Here is a 5,494-nt window from a genome sequence, read left to right as displayed (position 1 = left end):
ATATATTTTAATATTTTGTTCTTTTGAGTTTTAAAAAAGTTAGTGTTAACTAAATTCATAGAAATTAAATAGTCAGAAAAAACTATGTATACAGTCAGAAAAAACTATGTATACAGTCAGAAAAAACTATGTATACAGTCAAAAACACATTGATTAACTGACTGTATTTTGATATAATAAAAGCATGAAGAAAAATTCTTTGCACGGAATTTCTTCATGCTTAGCCAAACCACCCATATAAGGAGTAGTTCTCATGAAAATTATAACAAAAAACGAGCGTAACAGCAATGAAAGGACAGTGTGTTCTTTGAAAGAAATTGAGAAACGAAAAATTGTTGAACATAACGACTTGATAACGTCCGTAGCAAAAATGGATAAAACGCCTTTAAAAATTTTTGAGTTGGCTGTTTCCTGTATTGATACGGAAAAACTGCCCAAAAATCATACAGTTTACCTCTCAAAAGCAGAACTCTTTGCCTTCTTTAAAGTAGACGACAGCAATAAACATAGTCGCTTTAAAGAAGCCATAAAAGTTATGCAAAAAGAAGCTTTTTTTGAAATTAAGGAAGAAGCAGGGAAAGGCTTCAAATTTAAAAGCATTGTGCCTATCCCTTACGTGGAATGGACAGATTATAACGATGAAGTAAAAATTGAATTTCATCGTGAAATTATGCCTTACTTAATCAATCTTAAAAAGAATTTTACGCAACACGCCTTATCAGATATAGCCGAACTCAATAGCAAGTATTCAATTATTCTTTACCGTTGGTTATCTATGCAATACAACCAATACGAGCATTATAGCGTTAAAGGTGGACGGAGAGCGGAGCAAGTGGAAGCCTACCGCAATCCAACAATTACAGTGAAAGAATTGCGAGTGATGACCGATACCGTCAATGAATATAAAAGAATGTTTCAATTCACAGAATGGATACTAGAAAAACCTTTAGCAGAAATCAACGCTCACACTTCTTTTAACGTGTCCTATGAGAAAGTCAAAAAAGGGCGGAGTATTGACTCTATTGTCTTTCATATCGAGAAAAAACGCATGGCAGACGATAACAGCTACAAGTTAGACGATAAAGTATATCAAGAGGGTAATAAAGTCAAAGAGGAAACCGAAGATAAGCTAGCTATTGAAGCAATGAAAAGCAAATACACCAAGCTATTGATTGAAAATTTTCTTTTGTCACCATTAGAAATGACAGATACGGCAACAATGGCAGGCTTACAGAAAAATGTGTACCCTCTCTATGACGAACTGAAAGAATTGAGAGGGCTTAATGGAGTCAAAGACCACTTGTCTTATGTATCTAGCAAGCGTGAAGAATATTCTAAGCACAATATCGCTAAGTATCTCAAAAAAGCAATCGAGCAATACCTACCCACGGTTAAAAGGCAGGACTTATGATGAGTGAAAAGTTAAAGACAATTAAAGTGGACTAATGTCAAATATTTAGACACAAAATGAGCTATATTTTTGGAAAGTCAACGAAAAACTAGACACGGAGTTAAGAGAATTTAAGAATTATATTTTTCAAAGTCTTTTGGCGACTTGTAATCAAGACCTGAATGCATCCTTTTTGTATTGTAATAGGTCTCAATGTATTTAAATATTTCTTGAGTAGCCTCAGCTCTTGTCTCAAAATGAGCATCATTAATAAGCTCCCTCTTTAGCGTCTTATAAAAAGACTCCATCATTGCATTGTCATATGGATTTCCTTTACGACTCATGCTAGATTGAGCACCGACTTGACGAAGAGTAGATTGATAACGAGAGCTTGTATATTGACTCCCTTGATCAGTATGGACAATCAAGCCAGGCTGAGGATGTTCTTTCCCACAAGCTTGTAAGAAGCAATCCCTCACCAGTTTATCTTGCATCCGTGAAGACATTGACCAGCCTACAATCTTACGTGAAAAAACGTCGATATTCACGGCTAAGTATAAGGTGCCTTCTTTGGTAGGGATATAGGTCATGTCTCCCAGCCATACTTTATTAGGAGCTGTTGCTTTAAAGATCTGATTAATTAAATTGGGTCTTGAAAGCGAAGCTCCTTTTCTGTTGTAATGTTTATATTTATAACGGCTTCCCTTGGCATAAAGTCCCATCAAGTGCATCAGTTTCCCAACACGTTTCGTGTTGGTCATAATACCAGTATTATGAAGTACCTTGGTAATTCTAACCGCACCATAGCGTCCCTTATGCTCATGAAAGACAGCTTTTATCTTCTCTGAGAGAATTTCTCTCTCCACTTGTTGTTTTGAAGGACGACGATGCATGTATTCATAGAAACCTGAGCGAGAAACCTTAAGAACTTTTACTGCATGCTTAATTTTTATCTTCCCATGATGTTTCAAGAGAAATTCAAAACGTTTTACTTGCTTCGCTTCAAGAAGACCCGGAACTTTTTTAGAAGTTCAAGTTCCTCCTGAAGATAACGATTTTCTTTCTCTAACAATTTAATCTTATGTTGGGCATCAGCTAGGGCTGTCCCATTGCCTGGAAAAGCACTTTCTCCATATTCTTCAACTTCTTGAACCCAGCGATAAAGACTATTGGCATGAACCTCAAGCTCTTGGCTGACTTCTTTAACAGAGTAACCCTCTTCAAGAATGAGTTTTACTGCAGAATTTTTAAATTGTTTATCGAATTTTCTTCTTGCCATAATAAACCTTTCCACGATTTCTCTTAACTTTGTGTCTAGTTTATTATAACCTTTCCAAACGCTTTTCTTTTTTATGTCTATTTATTTGATAATAGTCCATTCTATGAAACGTTTAAAAGAACGGACAGAAAATTATCAAGTACACGGTTTTACGGTACTTTGGCTTATGGGGGAAAATTTATGGTTAAAAGACCAAATAACAAACCTTCAAAAAAATCTAGTCTATTTTTCAGAAAATAGAGGTTTCTATTATTGGGAATTAGATTTTAAAACTCAGAAGCTGAGATTGAAGACACTGATTCATGAAGATTTGAGTGGGAAAATTATTTATTTACAAGAAGAAATCCCTTTTGGGCAAGGACGACTTATTGAGCAATTACGACTGCCTTTTTTATCACAAAAGTTACTGACAATACCACTTATTGTTGATCTTAAACTAGCGGAATTTATTCGTCGGCAACTTTATTATTGTTCACCAAAATGGTTGAAACTTCAGGAAAAATATTACCAAAGAGGTGAAAATTTGTTGAATTTGACTTTTGAACGTTCTTTTATTGCGCCTTTGGGGTTGAACTTACTTGAAGTTTTTGATGATGAAATCCCTTTACATAAATTTACTCAAATTAAGCAGAATATTAATCTCTATTATGAAAACTTTTTAATAAATTTTCAGCAAAATAGCTTTAAGGCAGTCTATCCTCCCCGTTTCTATGTTATAATGAAAAAGCAGAAGAAGGATATGAATGAATGAAATTCTGCTAATAAGTTTTTAATGTGAATAAAAATTAATTTGAGTAAAAAGGAGTGATCTTCATGGCTAAGAACAGAAATGAAATTCCTGAAAAATTAACTTGGGATTTGACAACAATTTATAAAACAGATAAAGAATGGGAAGCAGAGCTAACTAGAATAAAAAGCGAACTTTCACTCGTTGAAGAGACAGACCCTGGTCATTTACTTGATTCAGCTGAAAGTCTTCTGACAATTACCGAAAAAATGCTATCCATTTCTCAACAAGTTGAAAAACTATATGTTTATGCTTCTATGAAAAATGATCAAGATACCAGAGAGGCTAAATATCAGGAGTATCAATCAAAAGCAACAGCCCTCTATGTGAAATTCGGAGAGGTCTATGCCTTCTATGAACCTGAATTTTTGAAAATTTCAAAAGAAGTTTATAACAAATGGTTGGGGGAGCTTCAAAAATTAAAAAACTATGACCATATGTTTGAGCGCCTTTTTGCAAAAAAAGCGCATATTCTTAGTCAAAAAGAGGAAAAGTTATTGGCTGCGGCTGGTGAAATTTTTGAAAGTCCTTCAGAAACTTTTGAAATTTTTGATAATGCGGATATTAAGTTACCTATGGTCAAAAATGAATCTGATGAGATGATTCAACTCACGCATGGAAATTACTCTTCCTTAATGGAAAGTAAGAATAGGGGAGTACGAAAAGCAGCCTACAAAGCACTTTATAGTAATTATGAACAATATCAGCATACTTATGCAAAGACCTTACAGACTAATGTAAAAGTCCATAATCTTAAAGCCCAAATCCGCTCTTATGATTCAGCCCGTCAAGCTGCTCTGGCTAATAATTTTGTTCCAGAAAAAGTTTACGATGTTTTGATGGAGGCCATTCATCAACATTTGCCACTTTTACATCGTTATATTGAACTACGCAAGAAAATTTTAGGAATTACTGATTTAAAGATGTATGATATCTATACTCCATTATCTAATTTAGATTATAAATTTAACTATGAAGATGGAGTGAAAAAAGCAGAAGAAGTTTTAGCGATATTTGGTAAAGAATATAAAGGAAAAGTTAAAGCAGCTTTTGAACAAAGATGGATTGATGTCGAAGAAAATATCGGAAAACGTTCGGGTGCTTATTCAGGTGGATCTTATGATACCAATGCTTTTATGCTTCTAAATTGGCAAGAAACGTTAGATGATCTTTTTACTTTAGTTCATGAAATGGGGCACTCAATGCATAGTGCTTTCACGCGTGAAAACCAACCATATGTTTATGGGGATTATCCAATCTTTTTAGCTGAAATTGCCTCAACTACAAATGAAAATATTTTAACTGAAACTTTATTAAAGGAAAGTAAAGATGATAAGGAGCGCTTCGCCCTTTTGAACCACTGGCTTGATAGTTTCCGTGGAACTGTTTTCCGTCAGAGTCAATTTGCCGAATTTGAACAAAAAATTCATGAAGCAGATGCTGCCGGTGAAGTTTTAACAAGTGAATACTTAAACTCACTTTATGGCGAAATAAATGAAAAATACTATAATTTAGCAGTCAAAGAAAATCCAGAAATTCAGTATGAATGGGCTAGAATTCCGCATTTTTATTATAATTTCTATGTTTTTCAATACGCAACAGGTTTTGCTGCGGCAACTTTCTTAGCTGAAAAAGTTGTTCATGGTTCAACTGAGGATCGTCAAAAATATCTTGAATATTTGAAGGCAGGTTCCTCAGCTTATCCTTTAGAAGTAATTGCCAAAGCTGGAGTTGATATGGAATCTACCGATTATTTAGATGCTGCCTTTGAGCTTTTTGAAAATCGATTGAGTGAATTAGAAAAATTAGTTGAAAAAGGAGTCCATCTTTAAAAATGGTTGAAACATATAAACGTACAAGTAACCCCATGATGAATCGACCAGTTGTCAAAGCAGAGTTAGTAGAATGGATGCGTTCAAGTCAAACACAAATAACCGGAGAACTTGCTTCATTAGCTTCTGTACCAGTTTTAACCCGACTTTTTCCCCTTGTTTAAGTAGAAGATGATGAATTTTAGGAGCACCATAGATTCCTCGGT

General features: G+C 34.4%; 4 protein-coding genes and 1 pseudogene. 3 read left to right on the top strand and 2 right to left on the bottom strand.

The window, feature by feature from the left end:
• Nucleotides 1–253 precede the first annotated feature (253 nt).
• A complete protein-coding gene (locus AB0M30_RS47400; RefSeq protein WP_364599236.1) occupies nucleotides 254–1,411 on the top strand; it encodes a RepB family plasmid replication initiator protein in 1,158 nt (385 codons plus the stop codon).
• Nucleotides 1,412–1,521: 110 nt separating this feature from the next.
• On the opposite strand, the gene AB0M30_RS47395 is transcribed toward AB0M30_RS47400, so the two are convergent.
• A protein-coding gene (locus AB0M30_RS47395) for an IS3 family transposase (protein WP_095586744.1) occupies nucleotides 1,522–2,669 on the bottom strand; the annotation gives its coding sequence in 2 pieces (ribosomal slippage) (nucleotides 1,522–2,417 and nucleotides 2,417–2,669; 1,149 coding nt in all).
• A 103-nt stretch (nucleotides 2,670–2,772) separates the two neighbouring features.
• On the opposite strand from AB0M30_RS47395, the gene AB0M30_RS47390 reads away from it, so the two are divergent.
• Both AB0M30_RS47390 and pepF read left to right on the top strand, forming a co-directional pair.
• The gene (locus tag AB0M30_RS47390) at nucleotides 2,773–3,420 is read left to right on the top strand and encodes a competence protein CoiA family protein (RefSeq protein ID WP_023189914.1); all 648 of its coding nucleotides are present in this window, start codon (nucleotides 2,773–2,775) and stop codon (nucleotides 3,418–3,420) included.
• Between the two features lie 62 nt (nucleotides 3,421–3,482).
• Nucleotides 3,483–5,288: an oligoendopeptidase F gene (pepF, locus tag AB0M30_RS47385; protein WP_003132689.1), complete on the top strand. Its 1,806-nt coding sequence runs from the start codon at nucleotides 3,483–3,485 to the stop codon at nucleotides 5,286–5,288.
• A gap of 111 nt (nucleotides 5,289–5,399) precedes the next feature.
• Here pepF and AB0M30_RS47380 read toward each other — a convergent pair.
• A pseudogene (locus AB0M30_RS47380) lies at nucleotides 5,400–5,494 on the bottom strand (IS3 family transposase); the annotation flags it as partial.

Origin of the sequence: Amycolatopsis sp. NPDC051716 (assembly GCF_040681595.1) — a bacterium.
GTDB lineage: Bacteria > Actinomycetota > Actinomycetes > Mycobacteriales > Pseudonocardiaceae > Amycolatopsis.
Note: the sequence above shows the minus strand (reverse complement) of the source record. Positions and strands in the feature narration are given on the sequence as shown.

Bases quoted from the DNA above. Each gene is read 5' to 3' on its own strand.
- AB0M30_RS47400 (WP_364599236.1), top strand. From the start codon at position 254: ATGAAAATTATAACAAAAAACGAGCGTAACAGCAATGAAAGGACAGTG.
- AB0M30_RS47390 (WP_023189914.1), top strand. From the start codon at position 2,773: ATGAAACGTTTAAAAGAACGGACAGAAAATTATCAAGTACACGGTTTT.
- pepF (WP_003132689.1), top strand. From the start codon at position 3,483: ATGGCTAAGAACAGAAATGAAATTCCTGAAAAATTAACTTGGGATTTG.